At 61.0% G+C, this 26,579-nt stretch carries 24 protein-coding genes; 21 read left to right on the forward strand and 3 right to left on the reverse strand.

The features are described from left to right. The first annotated feature begins 37 nt into the window (after window positions 1–37). From DXX99_RS01860 to DXX99_RS01910, 11 genes are all read left to right on the forward strand, one after another. Window positions 38–1,690, forward strand: a complete 1,653-nt coding sequence (locus DXX99_RS01860) for a [FeFe] hydrogenase, group A (RefSeq protein WP_115791804.1) — start codon at window positions 38–40, stop codon at window positions 1,688–1,690. Window positions 1,691–1,708: 18 nt separating this feature from the next. Beyond that, window positions 1,709–2,470, forward strand: coding sequence for a 4Fe-4S dicluster domain-containing protein (locus DXX99_RS01865; RefSeq protein WP_115791805.1), 762 nt, complete (start codon window positions 1,709–1,711; stop codon window positions 2,468–2,470). A 42-nt stretch (window positions 2,471–2,512) separates the two neighbouring features. Then, complete coding sequence (gene nrfD / locus DXX99_RS01870) at window positions 2,513–3,703, forward strand: NrfD/PsrC family molybdoenzyme membrane anchor subunit (RefSeq protein WP_115791806.1); 1,191 nt, start codon at window positions 2,513–2,515, stop codon at window positions 3,701–3,703. 158 nt (window positions 3,704–3,861) lie between these two features. After that, window positions 3,862–6,510, forward strand: a complete 2,649-nt coding sequence (locus DXX99_RS01875) for a valine--tRNA ligase (RefSeq protein ID WP_115791807.1) — start codon at window positions 3,862–3,864, stop codon at window positions 6,508–6,510. A 5-nt stretch (window positions 6,511–6,515) separates the two neighbouring features. After that, window positions 6,516–7,796 carry a bifunctional folylpolyglutamate synthase/dihydrofolate synthase gene (locus DXX99_RS01880; protein ID WP_115791808.1) on the forward strand — a complete coding sequence of 427 codons (1,281 nt, stop codon included), beginning with the start codon at window positions 6,516–6,518 and terminating at the stop codon, window positions 7,794–7,796. A 190-nt stretch (window positions 7,797–7,986) separates the two neighbouring features. Continuing rightward, window positions 7,987–9,138 carry a GerAB/ArcD/ProY family transporter gene (locus DXX99_RS01885; RefSeq protein ID WP_240610770.1) on the forward strand — a complete coding sequence of 384 codons (1,152 nt, stop codon included), beginning with the start codon at window positions 7,987–7,989 and terminating at the stop codon, window positions 9,136–9,138. Beyond that, the gene (locus tag DXX99_RS01890) at window positions 9,095–10,732 is read left to right on the forward strand and encodes a spore germination protein (RefSeq protein WP_240610771.1); all 1,638 of its coding nucleotides are present in this window, start codon (window positions 9,095–9,097) and stop codon (window positions 10,730–10,732) included. Before DXX99_RS01885 ends, DXX99_RS01890 begins: the two co-directional genes overlap by 44 nt. Beyond that, complete coding sequence (locus DXX99_RS01895; protein WP_115791810.1) at window positions 10,732–11,955, forward strand: Ger(x)C family spore germination protein; 1,224 nt, start codon at window positions 10,732–10,734, stop codon at window positions 11,953–11,955. The genes DXX99_RS01890 and DXX99_RS01895 overlap by 1 nt, the downstream gene beginning before the upstream one ends. A 4-nt stretch (window positions 11,956–11,959) precedes the next feature. Next, window positions 11,960–12,208 carry a hypothetical protein gene (locus tag DXX99_RS01900; RefSeq protein WP_115791811.1) on the forward strand — a complete coding sequence of 83 codons (249 nt, stop codon included), beginning with the start codon at window positions 11,960–11,962 and terminating at the stop codon, window positions 12,206–12,208. A 63-nt stretch (window positions 12,209–12,271) separates the two neighbouring features. Then, window positions 12,272–12,949 carry a metal-dependent hydrolase gene (locus DXX99_RS01905; RefSeq protein WP_115791909.1) on the forward strand — a complete coding sequence of 226 codons (678 nt, stop codon included), beginning with the start codon at window positions 12,272–12,274 and terminating at the stop codon, window positions 12,947–12,949. An 18-nt stretch (window positions 12,950–12,967) separates the two neighbouring features. Next, window positions 12,968–13,807, forward strand: a complete 840-nt coding sequence (locus DXX99_RS01910; protein WP_115791812.1) for a fumarate hydratase — start codon at window positions 12,968–12,970, stop codon at window positions 13,805–13,807. Here DXX99_RS01910 and DXX99_RS01915 read toward each other — a convergent pair. Both DXX99_RS01915 and DXX99_RS01920 read right to left on the reverse strand, forming a co-directional pair. Continuing rightward, window positions 13,804–14,235 carry a PIN domain-containing protein gene (locus tag DXX99_RS01915; RefSeq protein ID WP_115791813.1) on the reverse strand — a complete coding sequence of 144 codons (432 nt, stop codon included), beginning with the start codon at window positions 14,233–14,235 and terminating at the stop codon, window positions 13,804–13,806. The genes DXX99_RS01910 and DXX99_RS01915 overlap by 4 nt on opposite strands. Further along, window positions 14,225–14,464 carry a DUF6364 family protein gene (locus DXX99_RS01920; protein ID WP_115791814.1) on the reverse strand — a complete coding sequence of 80 codons (240 nt, stop codon included), beginning with the start codon at window positions 14,462–14,464 and terminating at the stop codon, window positions 14,225–14,227. Before DXX99_RS01920 ends, DXX99_RS01915 begins: the two co-directional genes overlap by 11 nt. Window positions 14,465–14,554: 90 nt before the next feature. Between DXX99_RS01920 and DXX99_RS01925 the strand changes: the two genes are divergently transcribed. From DXX99_RS01925 to DXX99_RS01935, 3 genes are read left to right on the forward strand one after another with little or no spacing between them, the layout of a single operon-like run. Then, window positions 14,555–15,115, forward strand: coding sequence for a FumA C-terminus/TtdB family hydratase beta subunit (locus tag DXX99_RS01925; protein ID WP_165847651.1), 561 nt, complete (start codon window positions 14,555–14,557; stop codon window positions 15,113–15,115). 6 nt (window positions 15,116–15,121) lie between these two features. Further along, a complete protein-coding gene (locus tag DXX99_RS01930; RefSeq protein ID WP_115791815.1) occupies window positions 15,122–16,117 on the forward strand; it encodes a lysylphosphatidylglycerol synthase transmembrane domain-containing protein in 996 nt (331 codons plus the stop codon). Beyond that, on the forward strand, window positions 16,054–17,829 hold the full coding sequence (locus tag DXX99_RS01935; RefSeq protein WP_115791816.1) for a bifunctional lysylphosphatidylglycerol flippase/synthetase MprF: 1,776 nt from the start codon (window positions 16,054–16,056) through the stop codon (window positions 17,827–17,829). Before DXX99_RS01930 ends, DXX99_RS01935 begins: the two co-directional genes overlap by 64 nt. On the opposite strand, the gene selD is transcribed toward DXX99_RS01935, so the two are convergent. Further along, a complete protein-coding gene (gene selD / locus DXX99_RS01940; RefSeq protein ID WP_115791817.1) occupies window positions 17,819–18,862 on the reverse strand; it encodes a selenide, water dikinase SelD in 1,044 nt (347 codons plus the stop codon). The genes DXX99_RS01935 and selD overlap by 11 nt on opposite strands. A 121-nt stretch (window positions 18,863–18,983) precedes the next feature. On the opposite strand from selD, the gene DXX99_RS01945 reads away from it, so the two are divergent. The 7 genes from DXX99_RS01945 to purH all read left to right on the forward strand — a co-directional run bounded on the left by DXX99_RS01945 (window position 18,984) and on the right by purH (window position 26,569). Continuing rightward, the gene (locus tag DXX99_RS01945) at window positions 18,984–19,889 is read left to right on the forward strand and encodes a DMT family transporter (protein ID WP_165847652.1); all 906 of its coding nucleotides are present in this window, start codon (window positions 18,984–18,986) and stop codon (window positions 19,887–19,889) included. 149 nt (window positions 19,890–20,038) lie between these two features. Then, entirely contained in the window at window positions 20,039–20,527 is a 489-nt protein-coding gene (purE, locus tag DXX99_RS01950; protein WP_165847665.1) for a 5-(carboxyamino)imidazole ribonucleotide mutase, read from the forward strand. Then, entirely contained in the window at window positions 20,524–21,816 is a 1,293-nt protein-coding gene (gene purB / locus DXX99_RS01955) for an adenylosuccinate lyase (protein WP_115791820.1), read from the forward strand. Before purE ends, purB begins: the two co-directional genes overlap by 4 nt. 24 nt (window positions 21,817–21,840) lie before the next feature. Continuing rightward, window positions 21,841–22,566 (forward strand): phosphoribosylaminoimidazolesuccinocarboxamide synthase, encoded by a 726-nt coding sequence (gene purC, locus DXX99_RS01960; RefSeq protein WP_115791821.1) that lies wholly within the window; start codon window positions 21,841–21,843, stop codon window positions 22,564–22,566. Next, entirely contained in the window at window positions 22,556–23,977 is a 1,422-nt protein-coding gene (purF, locus tag DXX99_RS01965; RefSeq protein ID WP_115791822.1) for an amidophosphoribosyltransferase, read from the forward strand. The genes purC and purF overlap by 11 nt, the downstream gene beginning before the upstream one ends. 3 nt (window positions 23,978–23,980) lie before the next feature. After that, the gene (gene purM, locus DXX99_RS01970; RefSeq protein WP_115791823.1) at window positions 23,981–25,021 is read left to right on the forward strand and encodes a phosphoribosylformylglycinamidine cyclo-ligase; all 1,041 of its coding nucleotides are present in this window, start codon (window positions 23,981–23,983) and stop codon (window positions 25,019–25,021) included. Between the two features lie 12 nt (window positions 25,022–25,033). After that, window positions 25,034–26,569: a bifunctional phosphoribosylaminoimidazolecarboxamide formyltransferase/IMP cyclohydrolase gene (gene purH, locus DXX99_RS01975; RefSeq protein ID WP_115791824.1), complete on the forward strand. Its 1,536-nt coding sequence runs from the start codon at window positions 25,034–25,036 to the stop codon at window positions 26,567–26,569. Window positions 26,570–26,579 lie beyond the last annotated feature (10 nt).

Below are 26,579 nucleotides of genomic sequence, written 5' to 3' on the forward strand. Positions count from 1 at the left end.
GTCAATTAGGGAGCAGCTAGCTGAGGAGGGAGGAACGATGGAGGTAGAAAAACTGCTGGAAGAGGCGCTCAAGCAGAAGGAAGTAACCCGCCGGACCTTCCTCAAGATGATGGCGGGGCTGGGCTTGGCGGGCTTGGCCGGTTCGGTGGGTGGCTGTCTCAGGCAGCACGAGGTTGCTGCCGGTGGAGAGGGTTGGCTACCCTACCAGTACGATGTGGCCGGAACCTGGCCGGCCCACGTGCGCGGGAGGGTACCTATCGATCCCAGCAACCCCTCCATCATGCGCGACGACCGCAAGTGCATCCTTTGCGGCCAGTGTCTGGAGATCTGCCACCGGGTGCAATCGGTTTACGGCTACTACGAGCTACCCATCCGTGACGACATCGTGTGCATCAACTGCGGTCAGTGCTCCCTGGCCTGTCCTACCGGTGCCATTCAGGAGCGGGACGACACGGAGAAAGTGCTCAAAGCCCTAAAGGACCCCAACAAGTTTGTAGTGGTCCAGACCGCTCCCTCTATTCGGGTGGCGCTGGGCGAGGAGTTCGGCATGCCTCCGGGCACCTGGGTGACGGGCAAGATGGTGGCCGCTTTGCGGCGCCTGGGCTTCCACGCGGTGCTGGACACCAACTTTGCCGCCGACCTCACCATTATGGAGGAGGCCACCGAGCTCATCAAGCGCATCAAAGGGGAGCTACCGGGACGGCCGCTGCCCCAGTTTACTTCCTGCAGCCCGGGTTGGGTTAAGTTCTGCGAGTATTTCTATCCCGACCTGTTGCCTCATGTATCCAGCTGCAAGTCGCCCCAGCAGATGTTCGGAGCTACGGTGAAGACCTACTATGCCGAGAAGCGGGGTATCGATCCGCGCAAGATAGTCTCGGTTTCCATCATGCCCTGTACGGCCAAGAAGTTTGAGGCCCAGCGGCCGGAGATGATTTCGGCCCGGAAGTACTGGGAGAAGAAGAAGGGACCTGACTTCGCCAAGGATGTCACCCGCGACGTGGACATCGTGCTCACCACCCGCGAGCTGGCCAAGCTTATAAAGCAGGCCAAGATCGACTTCCCGCGCCTGCCGGACGAGGATTTCGATCCCCTCATGGGTAAGTGCACGGGCGGGGCGATCATCTTTGGTGCTTCGGGCGGCGTGATGGAGGCGGCCATCCGCACGGCCTACTTCTTCATCACCGGCAAGGAGCCGCCGCCACAGCTGCTGGATTTGAAGCCCATTCGGGGCTTGGCCAGCGTTAAAGAGGCGGCGGTGGACATCCCCGGAGCAGGAACCATCCGGGTGGCGGTCTGCCAGGGAATGGCGGCCAGCCGGCAGGTCTTGGACATCGTGCGGGCGGGCAAAGCTCCCTGGCATTTTGTGGAGTTCATGGCCTGTCCTGGCGGCTGCGAGAGTGGTGGCGGCCAGCCGCGCAGCTCGGTGCCCCAGGCCAACGAGGTGCGGGCCAAGCGCACTGCCAGCCTGTACGCCGCTGATGCTCGCTGGGTCTGGCGCGAGAGCCACGAGAATCCGGATATCCTGAAAGTGTACCAGGACTTCTACGGCCACCCCATGAGCGAGCTGGCGGAAGAGCTTTTGCACACGCACTACACCTCGCGCGCCGACAAGCTCAAGGCCATACAGCCTTCTGAGAAGGAGAAGCCGTGGGAGCAGTACTACCCGGCCCGGTTGACGCCCGAGATTTAAGCGGATGGAGGCGAGACCATGAAGGGTGTTCTGGTGGATATAACTCGTTGCGTGGGCTGCGGCAGCTGCGTGGTGGCCTGCAAGCTTTACAATAACCTCCCGTGGTCCAACGCGCCGCACTTGGGGAAGGACGCGGTTTTGACGGCCGACAACTGGACGGTAGTAAAGGAATTCGATGTCTCCAAAGGCAAGGAGTCGGTCTGGCGGTTCGTCAAAGAGCAGTGCTTTCACTGCCTGGAGCCGGCCTGTGCTTCCGCCTGCTTTGCCGCGGCCTTCCGCAAGACGCCGGAGGGGCCGGTCATCTACAACGAGCGGGTCTGCGTGGGCTGCCGCTACTGCATGATCGCCTGTCCCTTTAGCATACCCAAGTACGAGTGGCAGGCTCGCTTCCCCCGGGTGCAGAAATGTCAGATGTGCTTTTACCGGGTGAAGGACGGCGAGATGCCGGCCTGCGTGAGCGTGTGCCCTGCCGGGGCCTTGAAGTTCGGCGATCGGGACGCGCTTTTGAAAGAGGCCAAGGAGCGTATAGCTCAAAACCCCGGGCGCTATGTCAACCACGTGTACGGCGAGAAGGAGTACGGCGGTACTTGCTGGCTCTACCTGAGCGATGTGCCCTTTGAGCAGCTGGGCTTCCGCACCCATGTGTCCACCGAGTCCATCCCTCATGTGAGCGAGCGGGTGACCAAGTGGACGCTGCCGGTGGCCGGGGGCTGGGCGGCCGTGCTGACGGCCCTCTACTTGGCCACCAAAGGTTCCGGTGGGGCGGAAAAGAGCCACTAAGTGTAAGGGAAGCTATAAACCTTCACGGGGCGGGTGAAATGGATGGCTTATGAATTTCCGGAAGGCTGGCGCTTCCGCATGACGGGTTGGCGCAAGTTCTTCATCCTGGTCTTCCTGGTGGCGGTCGGCGTGATGATCTACCGTCTGGTCTACGGGCTGGGTGCGGCCACCCACCTCAACGACCAGTGGCCCTGGGGTTGGTGGATCGCGGTCGACGTTCTGATCGGCGTGGCTTTGGCCGGCGGTGGATACTCCACGGCTTTTCTGGTTCATATCCTGCACCGGAAGCAGTTTGCGCCAGTGGCGCGGGCGGCGCTACTCACCTCTATGCTGGGCTATATCCTGGTGCTGATCGGCCTCTTCATGGATATCGGACGCTGGTATAACTTCTGGCGGCCCTTCCTGGTCTACCCGGGAAGCTGGCACTCGGTGCTCTTCGAAGTGTTCTGGTGCATCTCCCTTTACACCATGGTGCAGGTTCTGGAGTTTGGGAGCATCGTCTTCGAGCGGGTCAAGTCGGACTGGCTCAAGCGCGTTTTCGACGCCATGCTTCCCCCTCTCTTCATCCTAGGCGTGGTTCTACCCACGCTGCACCAGTCTTCGCTGGGCTCGCTCTACGTGGTGACCGTTGATCGGCTCGATCCCCTGTGGTGGTCCATTGCCCTCCCTATCTTCTTCCTGCTGTCCTCTTTCTTCGTGGGCCCGGCCATGGTAACCCTGGAAGGTTCTCTGGCGGCCAAGGCCTACGGCCGGCAGATGGAGATCCCGGTCCTTTCCCGGCTGGTTAAAGTGGGTGCCTGGGTGATGTTCATTTACCTGGTGCTTAAGCTCATCGATCTCGGCTACCGCAACCAGTTCGGTCACCTCTTCGACGGCTCCCTGGAAAGCAACCTGTTCCTGCTGGAGATAGTGGGCGGGGTCATTGTTCCCATGATCATGTTCGCTATCCCGAGCGTGCGCAACTCTGCTGGGGGACTCATCACCGCTTCCGTCCTCACCGTGGGTGGAGTAATCCTCAACCGCATGAACGTGGTCTTCACCGGGATGGCGGCGGCCATGGGAGGCCATTACTTCCCCAAGTGGACGGAGTTCATGGTCACGGCGGGACTCATCGCCCTCGCAGTACTAGCTTACTGCTTCCTGGTAGAGAACTTCGCCATCTTGCCAGCGGAGGAGCACGTACCGGCAGGCAAGCCGTCGGAGGCGCATACTAGCTACACCGTCGTAGGCTAAAACAGCGGGTATACTCCAAAGGAGGGGGTATCTTCCAAAGCCCCCTCCTTTACTTTTGGGCGCGTCACTGTCCTTCGCGTCCGTGGCGGGGCCGTTGACAGGCGTTTTGCAGGTGTCATAAGATTTTTGCAAACGGAGGCTGGAGGTCGAGATTCGTCTTGAGCAAAAGGATTTTGCCACCGGTTTACGAGCCGAAAGAAGTGGAAGCTAAATGGTATCGCTTCTGGGAGGAAGGGAAATTTTTCCGGGGAGAGGTCGATCCTTCCCGGCGCCCCTTTTGTATAGTCATGCCCCCGCCCAACGTGACGGGAGAACTGCACATGGGGCACGCCCTGGATAACACCCTGCAAGACGTGCTCATCCGTTGGCGGCGCATGCAGGGTTACGCCACCCTTTGGGTGCCCGGCACCGACCACGCAGGCATTGCCACTCAGGCTCGGGTGGAGGCGGAGCTGGCCAAGGAAGGGCTCACCCGCCACGACCTGGGGCGGGAGAAGTTCCTGGAGCGGGTCTGGCAGTGGAAGGAGAAGTACGGCAACACCATCACCATGCAGCTCAGGCGCTTAGGGGCCTCCTGCGACTGGGACCGGGAGCGCTTCACCATGGATGAGGGCTGCTCCAGGGCGGTCAAAGAGGTCTTCATTCGCCTCTACGAGGAGGGGCTGATCTACCGGGGAGACTACATCGTCAACTGGTGCCCCCGCTGCCAGACGGTGATCTCCGATATCGAGGTGGAGCACAAGGAGACGCCCGGCAAGCTTTACTACATCCGCTATCCCCTGGCGGAAGGGGGCTTCATCACTATCGCTACCACCCGCCCGGAGACCATGCTGGGGGACACGGCGGTGGCGGTCAACCCCGAAGATCCCCGCTACCGGGAGCTTATTGGCAAGAAAGCCATCCTTCCTCTAGTGGGGCGGGAGCTCCCCATCATCGCCGACGAGTACGTGGACATGGAGTTTGGTACCGGGGCGCTCAAGGTGACGCCGGCGCACGACCCTCACGACTTCGAGATCGGACAGCGCCACCACCTGCCTGCGGTGCAGGTCATAGGGTTCGACGCCCGGATGACGGAGGAGGCCGGGGAACGCTACCGGGGCTTGGACCGGTGGGAGGCTCGTCGGCGGGTGGTGGAGGACCTGAGGGCTCAGGGGCTGCTAGAGAAGGAGGAGGATATCGTCCACGCGGTGGGGCACTGTTACCGCTGCGGCGAGGTAGTGGAGCCCATGATCTCCAAGCAGTGGTTTGTGCGCATGAAACCCCTAGCTGAGCCGGCCGTCGCAGCGGTGGAGGAAGGGCGCATCCGCTTTATACCGGAGCGCTTTACTAAAATTTACTTGAACTGGGTGAAAAACATAAAAGACTGGTGCATCTCGCGGCAGCTCTGGTGGGGCCACCGCATACCGGTGTGGCATTGTGCCGACTGCGGCCGGAGCACTGCCGCCCGCAACGGTCTGGACAGGTGTCCGCACTGCGGCTCCAGTCGGGTGGAACAGGATCCGGACGTGCTTGACACCTGGTTTTCCTCCGCCCTTTGGCCTTTCTCCACTCTGGGTTGGCCCGAAGTAACCCCCGAACTTAAGTTCTTCTATCCCACCTCGGTGCTGGTCACCGGCCGCGATATCATCTTCTTCTGGGTGGCTCGCATGATCTTCATGGGGCTCAAGTTCATGGGGGACGTTCCTTTCCGGGAGGTCTTTATTCACGGGCTGGTGCTGGATGCGCTTGGCCGGAAGATGTCCAAGTCCCTGGGCAACGGTGTTGACCCCCTGGAGGTTATCGAGAGCCACGGGGCGGACAGTTTGCGTTTCATGCTGGTCACGGGCAGCACCCCGGGTAACGACCTGCGCTTCCACTTCGAGCGGCTGGACGGGGCGCGCAACTTTATAAACAAGCTATGGAACGCTTCCCGCTTCGTGCTCATGAACCTGGACGAGGAGGAAGCGCTTCCCCAGCTTGACGAGGTGCGCCTGGAACTCGTCGATCGCTGGATAATAAGCCGCCTACAAGACGTAGTGGAGCGGGTGACCGCTTACCTGGAGGAGTACGAGCTGGGCGAGGCGGCCCGCCTCCTTTACGAGTTCATGTGGGACGAGTTCTGCGACTGGTACATCGAGATGGCCAAGCTGCGCCTCTACGGTGCCGACCCGGAGGCCCGGCGGACGGCTCAAGTGGTGTTGAAGTCGGTGCTCGGCACCTGCCTCAAGCTTCTGCACCCCTTCATTCCCTTCGTCACTGAGGAGATTTGGCACCGGCTGGAACCCGGAAGCGCCCCTTTGATAGTTCAGTCTTGGCCGGCGGTGGAGGAGAAGAGGAAGGACGCGGCAGCTGAGGCTGCGGTGGGGATGCTGCAGGAAGTGGTGCGGGCGGTGCGGCACTTGCGGGCGGAGATGCGGGTACCGCCGGGAAAGCGGGCTACGGTCATCCTGGTGACCCGTGAGGTCGACAAGATGAGGCTTTTGGAGGAACACCGGAAGATAGTGGAGTCCCTGGTGGCAGGGGAGTTGGTGCTGAAGGAGATTTTACTGGAGAAGCCGGTCAACGCTGCCCACGCTGTAGCGGCCGGGATAGAGATCTACCTGCCTCTGGAAGGCCTTATCGACGTGGAGAAGGAGCGGGCGCGCCTTCACAAAGAGCTTAAAGAGCTGGAGGAGGAACTTTCCAGGGTGCGCCGAAAACTCGACAACCCCAGCTTCTTGGCCAAAGCGCCGGCCGAGGTGGTGGCCAAGGAGCGGGCCAAGGAGGAGGAGCTGGAGAAGAACCGCCTGAGCCTGGAGAAACTACTCTCCTTCCTGGAAGGGGTCTAGGAGCGATGCGCGAGGCACTGGCCTATATCCAGCAGGTGGCGGCGGTGGGGATAAAGCCGGGGCTGGAGCGGATAAAAGCGCTGCTCGAGCGGCTGGGTAACCCCCACCGCCGTTTGCGTTTCTTGCACGTGGGAGGGACCAACGGCAAGGGCTCGGTCACGGCCTTTCTGAGTTTCATATTGCGGGCGGCGGGATACCGGGTGGGCACTTTTACTTCCCCCCACCTGCGCTCTTATCTGGAGCGCTTCCAGCTGAACGGTCGTCCCATAGGGGAGCGGGAATTTGTCTGGTTAGTGAAGGAGCTCTACCCCCATCTGGAGGCTCTACAGCGGGAGGGGGTGCGGCTTACCGAGTTCGAAATCCACACCGCCTTGGCTTTCCTGCTCTTCGCGCGGGCCAGAGCGGAAGTGGCGGTGGTGGAGGTGGGTCTAGGAGGGAGGTGGGACGCCACCAACGTGGTGCTCCCCGAACTTGCGGTCATCACCAACGTGGCGGTGGACCACACTGACTACCTGGGCTCCGACATTACCTCCATCGCCTGGGAAAAAGCAGGGATCATAAAGGCCGGGGTTCCCGTGGTGACGGGGGCTACCGGCGAGGCGCTAGGGGTAGTGGAAGGGGTGGCGCGGGAAAAAGGAGCTCCGCTTTACGTCCAGGGCCGTGACTTTAGCTTCCGTGAGATAGCTAACGACCTTACCGGGCAGGTGATCGAGGTTGAAGGGTGGTGGGGGAGGACTCCCCCCTTGCGTCTGAACCTCCTGGGCCGGCACCAGCAGTTTAACGCTGCTTTAGCGGTGGCAGCGGCTAAGCTTTTGGAAGAGCGGGGCTGGCAGATAGACAAAGGAGCGATCAAAGTAGGGCTTTACCGGACGCGCTGGCCTGGGAGGCTGGAAATCGTTTTTTCCCAGCCCACCTTAATTCTGGACGGAGCCCACAACCCAGCAGGGGCGACGGCTCTAAGAGAAGCCTTGGACCACTATTTTCCTCGTGGCCAGCGCCTCCTGGTGCTGGGGATGCTGGATGATAAGGCGCGGGAGGATATGGTGAAGATTCTCGTGCCCGGCGCCTCCTTAGTGGTGGTGACCCGCCCTCCGGGGCCCAGATCGGAGGACTGGCGGCGGGTGGCGGACTGGGCCCGGCAGCTTTGCCCCCAGGTCTACCTGGTGGAGGAGCCGCAGGAGGCGGTGAGTCAAGCTTTGCGCAGGGCCCGGCCGGAAGACCTGGTAGTAGTGACCGGCTCCCTTTACCTGGTGGGAGCTCTGGAGCCGGAAGACAGAGGCTTCTGAAGCGCTTCGCCCCTCCGGCTCGTTTTCGCGGTAGCAACTTCCAAAGGCTTCTTCTGGAGCGTTCTAGTATCAAGGCTACGCTGGCACTTCTCACCGGGAGCCCGCTGCGAGGGCCAGGGAAGCCAGGCGGGGAGCGGAATTAAAAGCCCTTTCCGGCTCATACTAATGGTCGGAAGGGGTGGGCGCGGTGGTGCGGGAAGAGGGAAGGATTTCTGCTCTACAAGCTTGCGGGTATCAAATAAGCATCGTCCTGGCCACGGCTATCCTCTTCGTTCCCGGTATCGTGGCCCAGAAGGCCCGTTCCGACGGCTGGCTGTCCCTCCTCTTAGCTTTTATTTTCGGCCTCATCGTGGCAGTAATTTCTTCCAAGCTGGCTCTGCGCTTTCCCTCCCAGACGGTAATCCAGTATGCTCCCCGAATTTTGGGTCCCTTTTTGGGGAAGATAGTCGGCTTCATCTACGTGTATTACTTCTTCTACGTAGCCTACTACGTTCAGCGCCAGTTTGGGGAGCTCATGACCACCGCTTACATGCAGGAAACCCCTATCGTAGTCTTTATCGCCATTCTGACCCTCTTGTCCTGCTATGCTATTTACCAGGGGCTGGAAGTAATATGCCGGGTCAACCAGATAGTTCTGGTCATTTTTATACCCGCCTTTTTCTTTCTTTTGGCTTTGATTGCCAAAGATATTCGTTTAGATAATTTTCTTCCCTTCCTGGAAAACGGCTGGGGCCCACCGCTGGTGGGGGCGCTGGCTCCCGGCGCCTGGATGGGAGAGGTGGCAGTCATCCTTATGCTCACCCCCTTCGTCAGCGACCGCCGGCGGGTGTTGCGCACCAGCGTGACGGCCGTGGTGGTGCTTTTCCTCTGCATGTTAGTCGTCGTGGTGGGAGCCATAGGAACTATGGGGGCCGAGGTGGTGGCGCGCCTACTCTTTCCCGCCTTTTCCCTCTACCGCCGCATCCACTTCGCTACTATTCCCATCTTGGAGCGTCAGGACGCCGTCTTTATGATGATTTGGGTGGCAGGCATGCTCTTCAAGCTCACCACTTTCTTCTACGCTGGCCTTCTGGCCCTAAGCCAGTGGCTGGGACTTAAGACCTACCGCCCCCTGATATTCCCCACCGGGGCTTTACTCGCGGCTCTGTCGCTCATGTCCTGGCACAACATAAGTGACTTGGTGGCCTTTTCGGCAGAGGTATTTCCTCTCTCCATCGACTTTGTCAACTTATTCCTGACCGGCCTGCTCTTGCTGGTGGCAGCCTGCCGGGGTTTGCGGGAGGTGAACGGCTCTCCCTATGCGGATGGGGAAGAAGTTAAAGGATCTGCTGGTGCAGTCTAAGCTCAAGCGGCGCCTAGCCCCTGCTCCTCCTCCACTGCCGCAGGAAGACCGGAAGGCGGAAAAGAAAGTCTGGGAACCGGGGGAGCTGAAGCAGATCCCCATCTCCTCTTCCTTAGAGCAAAATCTTGCTCTGGTAAAGAGAGTCATGGGGGGCAATGCGGACTTTGAAATGCGCGAGTTTGTCTTAGGAGGGGGTGAAAAACGGGCGGCCATCATCTTCATGGCCAACATGGTGGAGCGCTCGCAGCTCAACCGCCAGATATTAGAAAACCTCATGTTCCGCATACCTAAGGACCAGAAAGTTGATCTGGATTTTCTGCGCGACCGGGTCATAACCGTGGCCGAGGTATGCGAGGTCAGGGACTTCTGGGAGGTCTTCTCCCACGTCACCGAGGGGTGTGCCGTACTCTTCGTGGACGGGGAAAACCGCGCCTTAGGGCTCGACGTGCGGGGCTACGAGCGGCGGGCCATCGAAGAGCCGGTGACGGAGTCCACCGTCCGCGGGCCGCGAGACGGCTTTGTCGAAGATGTAGAAGAGAACATAATGCTCATAAGGCGGCGGATAAAGACTCCCAACCTGGTCATGGAAAGGGTCACGGTGGGGAGGCTCACCCGCTCGGTGGTGGTCTTGGCTTATATAAAAGGTCTGGTCAACCCCGCGCTGGTAGAGGAAGTAAAGAAACGGATCGCTCAGATCGATATGGATGCCGTTTACGGCTTCCGCTACGTGGAAGAGATGATCATAGACAACCCCTATACTTTTTTCCCCCAAGCCATCTGCACTGAACGCCCCGATCGGGTGTGCGGTGCCTTGACTGAGGGGCGCGTGGTCATCCTGGTGGATACCTCTCCTTTCGCCCTGATAGTTCCGGCTTCTCTGCCCATGCTCCTGCAGACGCCGGAGGACTACTACCACATAAGCGGCATCTCTACCGCCATCCGGTGGCTGAGGTACCTGGCCTTCATCTTCTCCGTGGTGGGGTCTCCCCTCTATGTGGCCATATCCAACTACCATCCCGACATGATACCGGCGCGGCTGCTCCTTTCGCTGGCCGCAGCCCGGGAGGGGGTGCCGGTGCCCGCTGCTCTGGAGGCCTTTATGATGGAGGTGGCCTTTGAGCTCCTGCGCGAGGCGGGCATAAGGCTACCGCGGCAAGTGGGCCAAGCGGTGAGCATCGTGGGAGCCCTTATCATCGGCGAGGCAGCGGTGCGGGCGGGTCTGGTCTCTCCCCTGATGGTGATCATAGTGGCAGCCACGGGCATTGCTTCCTTCACTGTCCCTTCTTACGAGCTCGGGGTTCCTATGCGCCTCCTGCGTTTTCCCATTCTCTTTCTGGCGGCTACCTTAGGGCTTTTCGGGGTGGTGGTGGGGCTTCTGGCCATCCTCATCCACCTGGCGGGTCTGCGTTCCTTTGGTCTCCCCTACCTTTCTCCTTTGGCTCCTCTGAAGTTCGGGGAGCTCCGGGACGTCCTGGTGCGGGCTCCCTTCTGGGCCATGCGCACCCGGCCGGAAACTTCCAAGCGCAACTGGTTCCGCGTCTCCCCCTGGGGCAGGAGCCAGAGGCCCGAAGAGGAGCACCGGAGGGAAAGCTGATGCGCTTCCTGCTGGCAGGCTTGACGGCGGGTCTTCTTCTGCTTGTCGGTTGCTGGGATATGCGGGAACTGGAAGATTTGGCTTTCGTCACGGCGGTGGCGGTGGACCGCTTGCCTTCCGGGGAAGTTAGACTGGTCGTTCAAGCTTTCAACCCCCGTGCCTTGGCGGGAGGAACTCAGGGGGCTATAACTCCCAGCGCCAGCGTTCCTTCCAAGTGCTATCGTAACTACGAGGCGCGGGGAAAAACCGTCTTTGCTGCTGTGAGGGAGTTGGCGCTTAAAGTGCCCAAGCGTCCTTATTTTACCCAGAGCCGGGTGCTTTTGTTCACGGAAGGAGCGGCACGGCGGGGGGTGGCGGAGGTGCTGGATTTCTTTGAGCGTAGCGTGGAAATACGTAAGATAATCCCTGTCTTTGTGGTCCGAGGGGATGTGCTGGAGCTTTTAGACGTACCCAATCCTCACGAGAGTTGCCCGGCCATGCGCTTGGAGGGGCTTGTTCGGGAGCAAAGCCGCACCTCTTTCTTCCCCGTAGTCACCTTTGGCGAGTTTCTGGGAATGCTCGTGAGTGAAGGACAGGAGGCTTACTGCCCGGTGGTCCGGGCTGAGCGCAACCCCACCCAGAAGCTAAGACCCCGGGAGCCCTTAGCCCCGGCACCCGAGCCTGCTATGGAAATCAAGGTGGGGGGTACGGCCGTTTTCCGCCGGGATCGCCTGGTGGGTTTCTTGAACGAGCGGGAGAGCCGGGGGCTTTTGTGGGCCAAAGGAAAGGTGGGTGGGGGGGCGCTGGTCCTTTCACTAGAAGGGGACAAAGAAGTCACGGTCGACGTTCTGCGTTCCCAGACACGCATCCGCCCGCACCTCACTCCTTACGGGCCGAAGTTCACGGTGGAAATAAGGGAGGAGGGGAACGTGGCGGAAGCTGCCTGCCCCTTAGACCTCAGCAAGTTGGAGGTAGTACGGCAGCTGGAGGCAGCCCAGGCGGCGGCCATAAAGGCGGAGGTGGAGCAGGCCCTGCGGCGGGCCAAGGAACTCAAGGCCGATATTTTCGGCTTTGGCGCGGCCCTTCACCGGCACTACCCACAAGAGTGGAAAAAGCTCAAGCAGAAGTGGTCGGAGGAGGTCTTTCCTTACCTGGAGGTCGAGGTGAAGGTGGACGCGAAACTCCGGCGCACCGGCCTGCGCTCTAAGTCGCTGCTCCAGGAGGTAGAGTCGCGCAGGAGATGAAAGTATGCTTTATGTCTTGGCCCTCCTCTCCTTTTACTTCTTAGTGGCCTACTTCGAAGTGCCCCGGATGCTGAAAAACCGCATGTACCGGGAGCTCTGGGTCTTTGCCTTTCTTTCCCTCCTGGGCTTTACCCTGGCCCTTTTCCAGATCTTTCACTGGCCTTTTCCCAATATCACCAAGGGCATTGAGGCCCTTTTCCGTCCCCTTTACCTGCGCCTGGAGCGGCTCCTACTTCCTCCCGAGATGGGTTGATTGGCTTTTGCTCCCGGCATTACAATGGAGAAAAGCTTGTCCGGAGAAAGCGAGGGGTGTTGGATGCTGAGGCTCCGGTTCTTGGGGCACGCGGCGGTGTGGCTGGACGACGGGCGCACGAGGCTCCTCGTCGATCCCTTCCTTACCGGCAACCCTCTTGCTCCCGTGCGTCCGCAGGATGTGGCAGCGGACATAGTGGTGGTGACCCATGCTCACGGAGACCACTGGGGGGACGCGCTCTCCTTCTGCCAGCGCGGAGCTCTGCTCGTGTCCAACTTCGAGATCACCAACTACGCTGGCCGAAAGGGGGCCAAGCGCACCTGTTCTCTCAACACCGGCGGGAAGTATTGCTTCGAGGGGGGATGGGTCAAGCTGGTTCCCGCCTGGCATTCTTCCAGCTTCCCCGACGGCACCTACGGCGGCATGCCTTTGGGGGCGGTAATCGAGCTCGGGGGCAAAAGGGTCTACCACGCTGGCGATACCGCGCTTTTAGCGGAAATGGCCTTTATCGGGGAGCTGGGGCTGGACGTGGCCCTGCTGCCCATAGGGGGGACTTACACCATGGATCCGGAGGACGCCTTGCGGGCGCTCAAGCTCTTGAAGCCCAAGGCGGTCATCCCCATCCACTACGACACTTTCCCGGCCATCCGGCAGGACGCGGCCGCTTTCGTGGCCGAGGCCGAAAAGCTAGGGGTCAGGGGAATAAAGCTCGCCCCCGGCGAGGAGATCACCCTGGAGTAAGGAGGGGTTTTTTCGGTTTTGCGCGAGATTGCGGCGACAGAAGTCACGGCCACGGTGGCCCGGCTTTTCCGCGAGGCCAACCTCTATCTTCCCCCGGATGTGAAAGAGGCTTTAAAGCGGGCCCGGGAGAGGGAGAGTTTTCCCCGGGCCCGCGAAATTTTGAGCCGGCTTCTAGAAAACGCCCTTATAGCGGAAAAAGAGGGCCTGCCCATATGCCAGGACACGGGTATAGCGGTGGTTTTCCTGGAGGTGGGGCAGGAGGTGCGGGTAGTGGGCAAGCTGGAAGAGGCGGTGCACGAGGGGGTAAGGGAGGGGTTTCGCCAGGGGTATTTACGGGCCTCGGTGGTGCGCCATCCGCTGGACCGGGTCAACACGGGAGATAGCACCCCGGCGGTCATCCATACCCGGCTGGTTCCCGGCGACCGGCTGAAGATAACGGTCATGCCCAAGGGGGCGGGAAGCGAAAATATGGGAATGGTCAAGGTGCTCCGGCCGGCCGACGGCCGGGAAGGGGTGAAGCGCCTGGTCCTGGAGACGGTGCAGCGTGCCGGTCCTAACGCCTGCCCCCCTCTGGTGGTGGGAGTAGGAATAGGGGGAACGGTGGAGAAGGCGGCTTTGCTGGCCAAGGAGGCGGTGTTGAGACCGGTGGGGAGCCGCCACCCCCATCCCCTGGAGGCAGAGCTGGAGGAGGAGTTGCTGGAGGCCATCAACTGCCTGGGAATAGGACCCCTGGGCTTGGGAGGGGATACCACTGCCCTGGCGGTGCACGTGGCTACTTATCCTTGCCACATCGCTAGCCTGCCGGTGGCGGTGAACCTCAGCTGCCACGCCACGCGCCACCGTACGGCCGTTCTTTAAGCAAAGGGATTTTTTACCACTACTTGGCCGTAGTATTGCCCAGGGTTAAGATCTTCTGACCAAACTATTCGGCACCCCAGCACTTCCGCGCTCCGGATGATCATAGCATCCCAGAAAGAAATTTTCAGATGTTGGTGTATCCTGATAGCCTCCAGTACATCGACCGGTCCCGGGACGTGTACGCGCCAATTCGATAGGTACTCGATAACCTGTAGTGCTTTTTCGGGTGAAAGAGGTGTCTTAACTTTTCGGGTTACTGTTATGTAGAACTCTTGGAGTACCTGTACACTCAGACACCCGCTTCCTGTAAGCCAAAGGTTTTCTAGTAAATTTTTGGCCCGGATATGCTTTTCACCGGCCGAGACATCGTGTGCGTAGACCAGGATGTTGGTGTCTAGAAACTGCCGCTCAATCTTTTTAGCGTTCATGCACGTCTTCTCGCTTCCAAGAGATTTCGCCGCCGGTGCCTAAGTTGAGTTCGTTTAACAGGGCCAAGTGGCGTTCTTGCGCTTTACGATATGCGTCTTCTTGGCGGGTAAAGTCTTCTAACAGTTGAACAAGGAGGGCTGAGAGCGAAACTCCCCGCTCAACGGCGATAAGCTTTGCTCGACGCAAAACATCCTTAGGCAGGGAGAGAGTTACGTTCTGATATTCCATGAATTTTCAAACCTCCTTTCACGTAAATAAGTGTATCACGTTTTTTCGCGAAAACCAATACAAAAATTTGAGGTAAAGGGGGCTTTACCCTTGTCTAGAGTAAAGGTTCTGCGCCCGCCGCTTACCGAGGAAGTGGTCGAGGAACTCAGGGTGGGGGACCAGGTGCTCTTCACCGGCCGCCTGCTCACGGCCCGCGACGCTGCCCACCAACGCCTGGTGGAGGCTTTACGCCGGGGGGAAGAGCTCCCGGTAGACTTAAAAGGGCAGGTTATCTATTATACCGGCCCCACTCCTGCTCCTCCAGGGAGGGTGATTGGATCGGCTGGCCCCACCACCTCCGGCCGGATGGATCCTTACACTCCCTCCCTTTTGGCGAAAGGGCTTAAGGGTATGATAGGGAAGGGGTACCGTTCCCTGGAGGTGCGGGAGGCTCTGGTGAAGTTTCGGGCCGTCTACTTCGTCACCTACGGCGGGGCAGGAGCGCTTCTAAGCCGCTGTATAAAGGGAGTGAGGCTGGTAGCCTACCCGGAACTCGGCCCCGAAGCAATTTACGAGTTCTGGGTAGAGGACTTTCCCGCTTGGGTGGCCAACGATATCTACGGCGGTGATATATACAAAGCTAGCCTGAGCCAGCATTGCGGCCGGGGGTAAGACTTCTTGAGCCGATTAGTCGTAGCCCTCTTACTCTTCTTCGCCACCCTTTTTTTAGCCGCCCACTACGCTGAGGGTAGGAAGCTGCTCCTCCTTTTACGCCAGGGGCAGCCCCTGTGGGTGATGGTCGCCTTGGGGCTGGAAGCCCTTTTCCTTTTTAACCTGGCCGGGTTTTACCACGCCCTCTACCGCGCCATGGGGCTGAGAGAATCGTGGAAGAGGCTTTTGGTTTTGGTCACCGCCAGCTCCTTCGTGGGTCTGGTGACGCCCGGAGGTGCACTTTCCGGGACGGCGCTCATCGTAGCCGACGCGGTGAAGCGGGGAGCTACCCTGGCGCGGGCCGTCTTGATAAGCCTGCTTTTCTACCTTTTCGACTACGGCGCCTTTGTTCTCGTCCTGATAGGGGTGTTCGGCTACCTCTGGCTCAAGGGACGCCTTAACTTTTACGAGGAGGTGGCAGCGGCTCTGCTCCTGCTTTTCGTGGTGGCGCAGGTGCTGGTCATACTCGCGGCCATGCACCGGCCGGAAAAGCTGATTTCCCTGGCGCAGAGGGTGGTAAGCCTGGTTCTGCTCTTTGTCCCCCGCGGCAGGCGGGAAGCCTGGCGGGAGCGGGCTGTTAACTTTGTGCTGCACTTGACCGAGGCGGCGCAGTGGCTGGCGAAACGACCCCACGGCCTGGGGTGGGTGGTGCTGCACGCCCTGCTGGTGGAAGTCTTGGGTATCGGCATCCTAGGAGCAGTCTTTTTCGCTTTCGCCGGAGGGGTCTCGCTGGGCACTTTACTCATAGGCTACGCGGTGGGCGTGCTCTTCCTCATAGTATCCATCACCCCCTCGGGCGTGGGCTTCGTGGAGGGGGCCATGACCGCCACTTTGTCCTCGCTCGGGGTGCCGCCGGAAAGCGCCGTGCTGGTCACTTTCGTTTACCGGGGGATAACCGTGTGGCTGCCTTTCTTAGCGGGCATGGTCTCTTTGCGCTGGCTCAGGAGAGAGGAGATTTTCTAGTCCCGGATCGGGTAGGGGTGGCCATGGTGCGGCTTTTGGAGAAGGCGCTTATTTACCTGGTGGCCTTGCTGGTGGCAGCAACCGGCATCTATAACATCCTCTATTCCTGGTTAAGCCACCACGCGGCGCGGTACCTGATAGTGCGCGAGTACCTGCCAGTGGAGGTCGTGTACTGCAGTTGGCTTTTGTCCGTGCTGACCGGCCTAGCCTTGCTGCTTCTGGCCTGGGGGCTGGCCAAGCGGAAACGGCGGGCCTGGCTTTTGACCTGTTTGCTTCTGGGGCTGGTGGCTCTGCTCCACCTGCTAAAGGGGCTGGACTACGACGCCGCTTTGGTGAACTTGGTCGCTCTGGGCCTCCTTTTGCTCCTGCGCCGGAATTACACCGTGGCCAGCGATCCGGCTTCTTTGGGGCAGGCCCTCCTCTTTATCGCTCTTCTCGGCTGCCTTCTTTTTCTCTACGGCCTTTGCGGCTTTTACTTGCTTGACCGGCACTTCGGCGCTCACTTCGGCTGGCTTGCTTCGGCGCGCGAAACGGCCCGCGTGCTCTTTCTGGGAACTCCCCCCAGCGAGGCCCCCCGCACCTACCGTGCCCGCTGGTTTCTCGATTCCCTGTGGCTCGGCGAGATGCTGACCCTCGCTTACGGCGTGGCTCTGGTCTTTCGCCCCGTGCTTTACCGGCAGAGGATAAGGCCGGAGGAGGTGCGGCAGGTAGGGGAGATTCTCGAGCGCTGGGCCGACTCCACCCTAGCTTTCCTTCTGCTTTTACCGGACAAGTCCTATTTCTTCAGCCCGTCCCGCCGGAGCGTAGTGGGGTACACGGTGGTGGGTAACGTAGCCATTGCCCTGGGGGATCCGGTGGGTCCTCCGGAAGAAAAGGAGGAAACGATCAAAGCTTTCGCTTCTTTCTGCCGCAACCACGATTGGCACCCTGTCTTCTTCCAGGTGGGGGAAGATTATCTCCCTCTTTACCGCGCCGCCGGTTTCGAGCTTCTGAAAATAGGGGAGGAGGCCGTCATCGATCTCCGTACTTTCAGCCTGGAAGGGCGGGAAAGGAAGAGCCTGCGGCACGCGATCAGACGGGCCGAGCGCCAGGGTTGCCGGGTGGAATTTTATCAGCCTCCTTTGCCGGAGGAGCTTCTCCACCGGCTAAAAGCGATCTCCGATGCCTGGTTAGCAAGCAAGCAGGGGACGGAGAAGCGCTTCTCTCTGAGTTGGTTCGACTACCAGTACCTCCGCACCTGTCCCGTGGCTGTGGTGCGGGACGGCACGGGGAAGGAGGTGGCTTTTGCCAATATCGTGCCCACCTACCGGGGCAAGACGGGAACTATAGACCTCATGCGCCGTCTGCCGGAGGCTCCCCCCGGAGCCATGGAGCTCCTGATCGTTTCTTTGGCCGAGTACTTCCGGCGGCAGGGAATGGAGGGATTCAGCCTGGGGCTGGCGCCGCTGGCCGGTCTGGAGAGCTTCCAGGATCGCCTGCCCGAGAAGACGGCCCACCTCATTTACGAACACTTCAACTTCTTCTACGGCTTTAAAGGGCTGCGCCAGTTTAAAGACAAGTTCCGCCCTCGCTGGGAGCCCCGCTATATGGCCTATACTGCTCCCTGGCTCCTGCCCAAAATCGCCTTGGCCATAGTCCGGGCCAACGCTGGAGGCAGCCTCTGGGGTTACTGGCGCACCCTGTGGCAGCTTCGACGCGGGATTAAGGGATAACCTCGATGGTACCCGGTGGCTCTCCGGTGACCTCACCTATGACCGCCGCCGTGGCCACCCCTCTTCCTTTCAGAGCTTCCAGCAAAGCTTCCAGACGCTCCGCGGGGACAGAGATGAGCAAGCCGCCGGAGGTCTGGGGATCGAAGAGGATGTCCTGCAGCTCGGGCGGCACAGCGGAAGAAATCTGGACCTTCTCGGCCACGAACTGCCGGTTGGCGTAGGCTCCCGCCGGGATAAGCCCCATGCTGGCAAAGTCGAGTACCTGGGGGAAGAGAGGGAGCTGCGAAGCTCTGATGACCAGGTGCACGCCGCTAGCCTGAGCCATTTCCAGGGCGTGTCCCAAGAGGCCGAAGCCGGTTATGTCGGTGCAGGCGTTCACCCCTACCTCCTGCATGGCCTCCGCTGCTGCCCGGTTGAGGGTGGCCATCTCCTGCGTGGCTTCCGCCACAAGCTCCGCCGGGGCCAGGTCAGCCTTTAGCGCCGTTACCACGACGCCCGTACCCAAGCGCTTGGTGAGCACCAGGCGGTCGCCGGGGCGTGAACCCCGGTTGGTGAGCACCCTGGCCGGGTGTACGATGCCGGTGACGGCCAGGCCGTACTTGGGCTCCTTGTCCTCCACGCTATGCCCCCCTAAGAGCACCGCTCCCGCCTCCTTCACCTTCTCCGCTCCCCCCTTAAGGATCTGGGCCAGGATCTCCAGATCTCCGCAGGCAGTGGGGAAGCAGATGATGTTGAGAGCGGTCAGGGGCTTTCCTCCCATGGCGTAAACGTCGCTCAAAGCGTTGGCGGCGGCTATCTGGCCGAAGAAGAAAGGATCATCCACCACCGGGGTAAAGAAGTCCACCGTCTGGATCAAAGCGATCTCTTCAGTGAGGAGATAAACCCCGGCGTCGTCCGAAGTTTCTATTCCCACCAGCAGACGCGGGTCTTTTACAAGCGGCAGGTCCTTTAATATGCGGGCCAAAGTCCCGGGCCCGATCTTGGCCGCTCACCCGGAGCTGGCGGTCATGGCGGTAAGCCTTATCCGCTCCATTTCAAGCCTCCATAAACTTTCGTTTTGACCGCTATTACCATTTTGCCATATCGGGAAGAGCGGAACAATGGCCACCCCCCTACTCTTTGTGTTAGAATCCAGGAAGGTGGTGTTGATCATTATGCGCGAGCGCTTGGCCGTCGCCCTGGCGGCGGCCCTGTGGGGCTTGATAGGGCTTTTCGTGCACGGGCTTGTCGCGGCGGGTCTTCCTCCGCTGGCCATTGTTTTCACGCGGGCCGCCTCCTCGGCCTTCGTCCTCTTCGGCGCCTTGGCTTTATGCTGCCCCGCCGCCCTGCGCTTTCGTCCGCGGCATCTCCTTTACTTTGCCGGCATGGGGGCTCTGGGGCTGGCCCTGCCCAACTGGGCCTACTTCACTACGATCTCCTGGGCTTCCCTGAGCGTAGCCGTTGCCTTCCTCTACACCGGACCGGCCTTCGTGGTGCTCTTAGCCCGGATATTCTTCCGCGAACCCCTCTGCGCTGCCAAGGTATTGGCCCTGCTTTTCACCACCGCGGGCGCTGCTCTGGTGGCCGGAATAGGAGAGCAGGCGGGCCTCCGGCTTTCCCCGCTTGCCTTTTCCACCGGCCTTCTTTCCGGCTTAGGCTACGCTCTCTACAGCATCTTTGGCAAGTTCCTTAACCGCCATTACCCTTCCCTTACCGTCACCGCCTACTCTTTTCTGTTCGCCGCTCTGGTTTTGCTCCCGGTTGCTCCCCTTTCCGGCATATTTCGGGCCTTATCCGTCCCTTCGGCGCTGGCCAGCGTCGGAGCTCTGACCCTTCTGGCCACCGTCTTACCTTACTGGCTTTACAACTCCGGTCTTAAAGGCCTGGAGGCGGGACGGGCGGCCATCCTCGCCGCCCTTGAGCCGCTCGTCGCCGCCCTGATTGGCTACCTCTTCCTGGGCGACCGCCTTACTTCTTGGCAGCTCGCGGGCTTCGCCGCTATCTTGGTAGGAGCGGTCCTGGGTACAGGGACGGCCTCTTCCAGCACCGCTTCCTGCCCGGAACCAGGCGCCTTTAATTGACAAGGATTTTAGCGCTCTGTTAGAATGAAGGAGGCAAGATATCCAGGACCTGAGCGGATTTCGCCGCCTAGGTCGAGTTTTTCTTTTTTGAACGCGGGGGGATAGTTTTGCAAGGGGAGAATCGGCCGGGCCCTCTGGTAGGCATAGTAATGGGGAGCGATTCGGACCTGCCGGTAGTCAAGGGGGCGGCGGAAGCCCTCACCCTCCTCCAGATACCCTTCGAAGTCAGGATTATCTCCGCTCACCGCTCTCCTCTTCAGGCTCTGGAATACGCCCGCACCGCTGCCGAGCGCGGCTTAAAAGTACTGGTAGCTGCTGCCGGAGGGGCAGCTCACCTGCCCGGTCTGCTGGCTGCCCTGACCCCTCTGCCGGTGATCGGCGTTCCCGTGGGAACGGGGACGCTGGGGGGGCTGGACGCTCTCCTTTCCATAGTCCAGATGCCTCGCGGGATACCGGTGGCGACGGTGGCGGTGAACGGAGCCTTTAACGCCGGGGTCTTAGCCGCTCAGATAATCGGCGCCAGCGATCCGGAAGTGCGGAAAAGGGTAGCCGCCTACAGGGAGAGACTGGCGGCCGAGGTAGGGGAAAAGGATGCCCGCCTGCAATCTTCGGGAATAGAGGGGTATGATAGGCGATGATCCCGCGCTACACCCTTCCGGAGATGCAAAGCCTGTGGTCGGAGGAAAACAAGTTCCGCAAGTGGCTGGATGTGGAACTGGCGGTCTGCGAGGCCTGGGCGGAGCTGGGGGTGATCCCCAGGGAAGATCTGGAGGAAATAAAGGCCCGGGCCAACTTCGACGTCGAGCGCATTAGGGCCATAGAAAAAGAGGTCCGGCACGACGTTATCGCCTTTATCACCTGTGTGGCCGAGTATGTCGGGGAGAAGGCCCGCTGGATTCACTTGGGGCTCACTTCCTCCGACGTGGTGGACACCGCTCTGAGCCTGCTCATGAAAGAGGCGGGGGAGCACCTGCTCAACCGCCTCTTTACCTTGCGCGAGGCGGTGCTGGAGCAGGCGAAACGCCACCGGGATACGCTGATGATCGGCCGGACGCACGGGGTGCATGCCGAACCCATAACGCTGGGCTTCAAGTTTTTAGTGTGGGTAGCGGAGTTGGACCGGCAGGCGGAGCGGCTCTCCCGGGCCATAGAAACCGTGAGCGTGGGCAAAATTTCCGGGGCCGTGGGCACCTACGCCAATCTCCACCCGCGGGTAGAGGAGCTGGCCTGCCGCCGCCTGGGGCTGAGGCCTGCTCGTGTCTCTACTCAGATCCTGCAGCGTGACCGCCACGCCGAGTACCTAACCACCCTGGCTTTAATCGGGGGTTCTCTGGAGAAGTTTGCCGTGGAGATAAGGGGGCTGCAGCGCACGGAGATAAGGGAGCTGGAGGAGCCTTTCCGACCGGGACAAAAGGGCTCCTCGGCCATGCCCCACAAACGTAACCCCATCGTGGCCGAGCGGATAAGCGGGCTGGCCCGCATCCTGCGGGGCAACGCCCTGGCGGCTATGGAGAACATGGCTTTGTGGCACGAGAGGGATATTTCTCACTCTTCGGTGGAGAGGATTATTATCCCCGGCAGCACTACCCTGCTGGACTACATGCTTTACAAGATGACCGAGCTGGTCCGCGACCTTCACGTTTATCCCCAGAACATGCAGCGCAATCTGGAGCACACCCGGGGCCTGGTCTTCTCGCAGCGGGTGCTGCTCAAACTGGTGGAGAAGGGCTTGAGCCGCGAGGAGGCCTACCGGCTGGTGCAGCGCAACGCCATGGCCGCTTGGGAGAAGGGGGTTTCTTTCAAAGAGCTCCTGCTTCAGGACGAGGAGATTGGCCGCTACCTTCGCCCGGAGGAAATCGAAGAGCTTTTCGACTACCGGTACTTCCTCCGACACTTAGACGAGATTTACCAGCGCTTTGGCCTCTGAACTTTGCTTACGGGGGGAGCCGTTTTGTCTAAAAAGGAGCTTCTTTACGAGGGAAAGGCCAAGCGGGTTTACCGGACGGACGATCCCGGGAAATACCTGGTGGAGTTTAAGGACGAGGCCACCGCCTTTGACGGCAAGAAGCGGGGAATCATCGAGGGGAAGGGAGTTTACAACAACCTCATTTCCGCCTACTTCTTCAAGCTTTTAGAGGAGGAAGGGATTCCCACCCACTACCTCGAGACGGTGAGCGACCGGGAGATGCTGGTGCGGGCCGTCACCATTGTGCCTCTGGAGGTGGTGGTACGGAACGTGGTAGCCGGAAGCCTGAGCAAGAGATTGGGTTTGCCGGAGGGTGCGTCCTTGCCCGCGCCGGTGGTGGAGTTTTACTACAAGCGGGACGACTTGGGCGATCCCATGCTTAACTGCTCCCATATTAAGGTGCTGGGGCTGGCCACGGAGGAGGAGCTTAAGACGATGCGGGAGTTGGCCCTCCGAACCAACGAGATCTTGCGGCGGCACCTGGAGGAGAAAGGGCTTTTGTTGGTAGACTTCAAGCTGGAGTTCGGCAAAACGGCGGAGGGTACCCTCGTCTTGGCCGACGAGATCTCTCCCGACACCTGCCGCTTCTGGGATCGCGCTACGGGGGAGCGCCTGGATAAAGATCGCTTTCGCCGCGATCTGGGCGGGGTGGCGGAGGCCTACGCCGAGGTCTGGCGGCGTCTGGTGGGATCGGAAGAAGATGTGGGGTAAAGACAAGCTCCGAGAAGAGTGCGGCGTTTTCGGCGTGTTCGCTCCCGGACAGGACGTGGCGCGGCTCACCTATTACGCCCTCTACGCCTTGCAGCACCGGGGGCAAGAGAGTGCTGGCATAGCGGTGGCCGACGGCCGGCAAGTGATCCTGCATAAGGGCATGGGCCTAGTTCCGGAGGTTTTTCGGGAGGAGCACCTCCGCTCTTTGCGGGGCTTGGCGGCCATAGGGCACGTGCGTTACTCTACCACCGGCGCCAGCCACCCGGTGAACGCCCAGCCCCTGGTCTTTTACTGTAGCCAGGGGATGATGGGTCTGGCCCACAACGGCAACCTTTCCAACGCTCAGTTCCTGCGCCAGAAGCTCCTGGCCACCGGCGCCATTTTCCAGACCACCACCGACAGCGAGCTCATCGTCAACCTCGTCGCCCGCTTCTTGGAGGATGAGGACTTCCCTGCGGCTTTGCGCTGCGCCATGGCCTACCTGGAAGGGGCTTACTCCCTGGTAATCCTTTCAGAGAAGCGTCTTTACGCGGTGCGCGACCCTTACGGCTTCCGCCCTCTGTGCCTGGGCCGTCTGCCGGAAGGTTGGGCGGTGGCCTCGGAGTCTTGCGCGCTCGACGCTATCGGCGCCCTTTTTGTGCGGGACATAAAGCCGGGAGAAATTTTGGAGATAGGGCCGGAGGGAGTGGTGAGCCACGCGGGTCCGGCCGCTCCCCGGTTTGCCCACTGCGTTTTCGAGTACATCTACTTCGCCCGGCCGGATAGCGTGCTCGACGGCTTCACAGTGGGACAGGTGAGGCGCGAGCTGGGGAGGCAGCTGGCACGTGAGTTCCGACCCCCGGCTGACGTGGTGGTTCCCGTCCCCGACTCGGGGGTGGCGGCGGCGCACGGCTACGCGGAGGAAGCGGGCCTGCCTCTGGAGGAGGGGCTCATGAAGAATCGGTATGTGGGGCGCACCTTCATCCAGCCCTCGCAGGAGCTGCGCTCGCTGGGAGTGCGCTTGAAGCTCAACCCGGTGCGCGAGGTGGTGGCAGGGAAGCGGGTGATCCTGGTGGACGACTCGCTGGTGCGGGGGACTACCAGCGCCAAGATTGTCCGCATGCTGCGCGAGGCGGGGGCGGCTGCGGTTTACTACTGCCTGAGTTCCCCGCCGGTCATCCGGCCCTGCTACTTCGGTATCGACATTTCCGACGAGGCGGAGCTCATCGCGGCCCGGTTGAGCCGGGAGGAGATACGGGAAAAGATAGGGGCGGACGGGCTTTACTACCTCAGCCTGGAGGGGCTCCTGCGCCCCTTCGGGGAGATGGCCCGGCACCTCTGCACCGCCTGCTTCACCGGCGACTACCCCTTTCCCGTCACCGGCTGCCGCAAAACCTTGACTCCCCGCAGACCGCATCTGCTGGAGGTGTGAGGGTTGCAGGAGAGGCTCACCTATGCCGCCTGCGGCGTGGACATCGACGCTGCCAACCGGTTGGTGGAACGGATAAAGGAACTGGCCCGCTCGACCTACCGGGAGGAAGTCCTGGCCGGGATAGGGGGATTTGCCGGAATGGCCCTTATCCCCGCCCGCTACCGCCACCCGGTGCTGGTAGCCAGCACCGATGGGGTGGGAACCAAGCTCAAAGTGGCCTTTCTGGCCCGCCGCTACGATACGGTAGGGATAGACTTGGTGGCCATGTGCGTGAACGACCTGCTGGTGACCGGGGCCGAGCCTCTCTTTTTCCTCGACTACCTGGCGGTGGGTAAGCTCGACCCCGAGCAGGCGGAGGCGGTGCTGGCGGGTATCGCCGCTGGCTGCCGGGAGGCCGGCTGCGCCCTTTTGGGAGGCGAGACAGCAGAGATGCCGGGCTTTTACCCTCCGGGAGAGCTGGAGCTGGCGGGCTTTGCGGTGGGAGTGGTGGAGCGCGACCGCATCGTGGACGGAAGGAAGATCCTCCCGGGGGAGGTGGTGGTAGGCCTGCCTTCCTCCGGCCTGCACGCCAACGGGTTTAGTCTGGTGCGCAAGCTCTTCCTCGAGATGGAGAAGTGCCCTTTGGAGACCTACCTACCCGAGTTAGGTCGCACCCTGGGGGAGGAGCTGCTCGTTCCCACGCGCATCTACGTTCCCCTGGTCTTACCTTTGCTCGAGCGCTTCTCCGTCCACGGGATGGCGCACATAACCGGAGGGGGTCTCTTGGAGAACATTCCCCGGGTGCTGCCTCCTGGCCTGGGCGTGGTGATAGAGCTGGGGAGCTGGCCGGTTCCCCCTATTTTCCGGCTTATTCAGCAGCGGGGTAACATAACCACCGAGGAGATGTGCCGCACCTTCAACTTGGGGATAGGGTTTGTGCTCATCCTGCCGGCGCAAGAGGCGGAAGCTCTCGTATCCTACCTGACCCAGCGGGGAGAGAAGGCCTACTGCATAGGAAGGGTCGTTGAGGGTGTGCGGGGAGTTAAGCTGGAAGGAAGTCTTTAGAGGAGGGGGAAAATGGCCAAAAGGGCCATCATAAGCGTATCGGACAAGACCGGGGTGGTGGAGTTTGCCCAGGGGCTAGCCTCTCTGGGATGGGAAATTGTCTCCACCGGCGGGACGTACAAGGCGCTTAAAGCGGCCGGTGTCCCCGTGGTCTACGTGGAGGAAGTTACCGGCTTTCCGGAGATACTGGGGGGGAGGGTCAAAACCCTGCACCCTAAGATCCACGGGGGAATTCTAGCCCGCCGGACCCCGGAGCAACTGGCGGAACTGGAAGCCCACGGCATTGTGCCGGTGGACCTGGTGGCAGTGAACCTTTATCCCTTCCGGGCCACCATCGAGCGCCCCGGCGTGACCCTGGAAGAAGCGGTGGAGCAGATCGACATCGGCGGCCCCACCCTCATCCGGGCGGCGGCCAAGAACCACGCGCACGTCCTAGTAGTGGTCAACCCTGCTCGCTACGAGGAGGTGCTGACGCGGCTCAAGGAGGACCAGGTAACCGACGATTTCCGCCTGGCCCTGGCCCGGGAAGCCTTCGCCCACACCGCTTTTTACGATGCTGTGATCGCTCAGTACCTGGGAACGCTCTCGCCGGGAGAGAAGTTCCCCCAGGAACTGGTGCTGGCCTTCGAGCGGGTAGACCTGCTGCGGTACGGCGAAAATCCCCACCAGCAGGCTGCTTTCTACCGGGACATTATGGTCCAGGGCTCTTGCGTCGCCAACGCCGAAAAGCTGCAGGGTAAAGCCCTTTCTTACAACAATATCCTAGACCTCAACTCGGCTTTGGAGCTGGTGCGGGAGTTCGAGGAGACCACCGTGGTCATCATCAAGCACAACAACCCCTGCGGCGTGGCCCAAGGGGCTACGGTGGCGGAAGCCTACCGCCGGGCTTATGAAGCCGATCCCGTCTCCGCCTTCGGCGGCATCGTGGCGGCCAACCGCCCGGTGGATGAAGAAGCGGCCAAGGCCATGCTAGAGATCTTCCTGGAAGTCATTGCCGCCCCCGACTTCACCCCTGAGGCTTTGAAGCTTTTCCAGAGCAAGCCCAACCTCCGGCTTCTGCGCACCGGTCCCCTTACCGCCCAGAGCAGCGACTGGTGCGACCTCAGGAAGGTGAACGGCGGGCTCTTGTTCCAGGAGGCCGACCGGGAAGTGCTCGATCGGGCGGCTTTGAAGGTGGTGACCAAACGCCAGCCTACGCCGGAGGAGATGGAGGAGCTCATCTTCGCCTTCAAGGTGGTCAAGCACGTGAAGTCCAACGCCATAGTGGTGAGCAAAAACCGGCAGGTGCTGGGAGTGGGAGCCGGGCAGATGAACCGCGTGGGGGCGGCGCGCATAAGCCTGGAGCAGGCGGGAGAGAGGGCACGCGGCGCGGTGCTGGCTTCCGATGCCTTCTTCCCCTTCCCCGATACGGTGGAGCTCGCCGCTCGGGCGGGGATCACCGCTATCATCCAGCCCGGCGGCTCCGTGCGGGATGAAGAGTCTATAAAGGTGGCCGATGAGCACAACATCGCCATGGTCTTCACCGGCATGCGCCACTTCCGGCACTAAGGGGGGAGGA

It is taken from the genome of Ammonifex thiophilus (assembly GCF_003368535.1).
Lineage (GTDB): Bacteria > Bacillota > Desulfotomaculia > Desulfotomaculales > Ammonificaceae > Ammonifex > Ammonifex thiophilus.

Coding starts and splice junctions, on each gene's coding strand:
- DXX99_RS01860 (WP_115791804.1), top strand. CDS start 38: ATGGAGGTAGAAAAACTGCTGGAAGAGGCGCTCAAGCAGAAGGAAGTA.
- DXX99_RS01865 (WP_115791805.1), top strand. CDS start 1,709: ATGAAGGGTGTTCTGGTGGATATAACTCGTTGCGTGGGCTGCGGCAGC.
- nrfD (WP_115791806.1), top strand. CDS start 2,513: ATGGCTTATGAATTTCCGGAAGGCTGGCGCTTCCGCATGACGGGTTGG.
- DXX99_RS01880 (WP_115791808.1), top strand. CDS start 6,516: ATGCGCGAGGCACTGGCCTATATCCAGCAGGTGGCGGCGGTGGGGATA.
- DXX99_RS01890 (WP_240610771.1), top strand. CDS start 9,095: ATGCGGATGGGGAAGAAGTTAAAGGATCTGCTGGTGCAGTCTAAGCTC.
- DXX99_RS01895 (WP_115791810.1), top strand. CDS start 10,732: ATGCGCTTCCTGCTGGCAGGCTTGACGGCGGGTCTTCTTCTGCTTGTC.
- DXX99_RS01900 (WP_115791811.1), top strand. CDS start 11,960: ATGCTTTATGTCTTGGCCCTCCTCTCCTTTTACTTCTTAGTGGCCTAC.
- DXX99_RS01905 (WP_115791909.1), top strand. CDS start 12,272: ATGCTGAGGCTCCGGTTCTTGGGGCACGCGGCGGTGTGGCTGGACGAC.
- DXX99_RS01915 (WP_115791813.1), bottom strand. CDS start 14,235: ATGAACGCTAAAAAGATTGAGCGGCAGTTTCTAGACACCAACATCCTG.
- DXX99_RS01920 (WP_115791814.1), bottom strand. CDS start 14,464: ATGGAATATCAGAACGTAACTCTCTCCCTGCCTAAGGATGTTTTGCGT.
- DXX99_RS01945 (WP_165847652.1), top strand. CDS start 18,984: ATGCGCGAGCGCTTGGCCGTCGCCCTGGCGGCGGCCCTGTGGGGCTTG.
- purE (WP_165847665.1), top strand. CDS start 20,039: ATGGGGAGCGATTCGGACCTGCCGGTAGTCAAGGGGGCGGCGGAAGCC.
- purB (WP_115791820.1), top strand. CDS start 20,524: ATGATCCCGCGCTACACCCTTCCGGAGATGCAAAGCCTGTGGTCGGAG.
- purF (WP_115791822.1), top strand. CDS start 22,556: ATGTGGGGTAAAGACAAGCTCCGAGAAGAGTGCGGCGTTTTCGGCGTG.
- purH (WP_115791824.1), top strand. CDS start 25,034: ATGGCCAAAAGGGCCATCATAAGCGTATCGGACAAGACCGGGGTGGTG.